We start from the raw sequence: 1,112 nt of genomic DNA on the forward strand, positions 1-1,112 counted from the left end.
CCTGTGCCGTGATCGTTTGGCGGAACAGGAGATGGTTGTTGCCCGCTATTATCTCGATCAGGAAGAGTATATCGCCGCCATCAATCGCTTCAACCATGTGTTGACCAATCCTACCTATAGTGTGACTCCTTATGTCGAAGAGGCGCTGTTTGGTTTGGTGTTGGCATCCAAACGCTTGGGATTGTTGGAGGAGGCACGCAATTATGCCGTTGTTTTGGGACATAACTTTCCGGACCGGCCATTTTATCACCATGCCTTAAACCTGCTGGAAAAAGATCAGGGCCCAACCCGTTCACAATTGGCTGATCTGCGTAAAAGCATTACGCAAAAAAGTGTATTGGGGCGCCTCTTCCAAGGGGTTTCTCCCGGTTTAGCTCCTACAGATAAAAATCAATAACTATCGGTTATTGCTTGCTGTTTTGTCTTTTCTGTTCTGTGCAGGGCAGGCAATATGGCGATGATGCGGTAAAAAATTGCTGGACGCTGTTTTTTTTGTTCAAGTTAACGACAAATAAACCGATAAGTAAGGCATAGGGTGACGGTATGGTGTAAGGCAACTGACCAATAATACTTCACTTTATCGCAGGTAGCGACTGCAGAGTTGCACCTGCCAGGGGCAGTCAGGATGATTGCCCGTGTTGCTTCGGGCCGTAAAGGTCAAGATGGCAGTAGGGTTAGGGTTGGCCCTGTAAAATGAACAACTCACCTCCAGCCAAGGATGGATAATGAAACGTGATTCAGATGAATCACTGTATCGGGAGGTAAAATACCATGAAAATCTCTCTGCTGTTTCCCTCGGAGTATCATACTCCACCCCAGTGTGCACGGCCTGTTTTCCAGGATACGGCATCCCCGTTTAAGAATCTGTTGCTACGCTATATAAACGAATAAAATCAGACAGGTGGGTTAATTCTGTTCCGGTATATCGGCATCAATGCCTGTGAGCAGAGCAAGCTGAATGTGGCTTGTCGCCCTCTTGAAGGTGGAAGATTTTGACAGTGCCTGCTCTGGTAAAGAGAGTTTTGCGCTATCATATATGATTTAAGTTAAGATTGTTTACGATTAATATTGCTTTTATTGTTTTATTCTGTGTTGGGGCCGGGCTGGTCCCC

The 1,112-nt window shown here is 46.2% G+C and carries 1 protein-coding gene; it reads left to right on the forward strand.

The features are described from left to right. The coding region (locus EJP87_RS16915; RefSeq protein ID WP_193771507.1) for an outer membrane protein assembly factor BamD at positions 1 to 397 on the forward strand (397 nt) is incomplete at its 5' end. Between the last annotated feature and the right edge of the window lie 715 nt (positions 398 to 1,112).

This window comes from Candidatus Magnetaquicoccus inordinatus, from assembly GCF_004217665.1.
GTDB lineage: Bacteria > Pseudomonadota > Magnetococcia > Magnetococcales > Magnetaquicoccaceae > Magnetaquicoccus > Magnetaquicoccus inordinatus.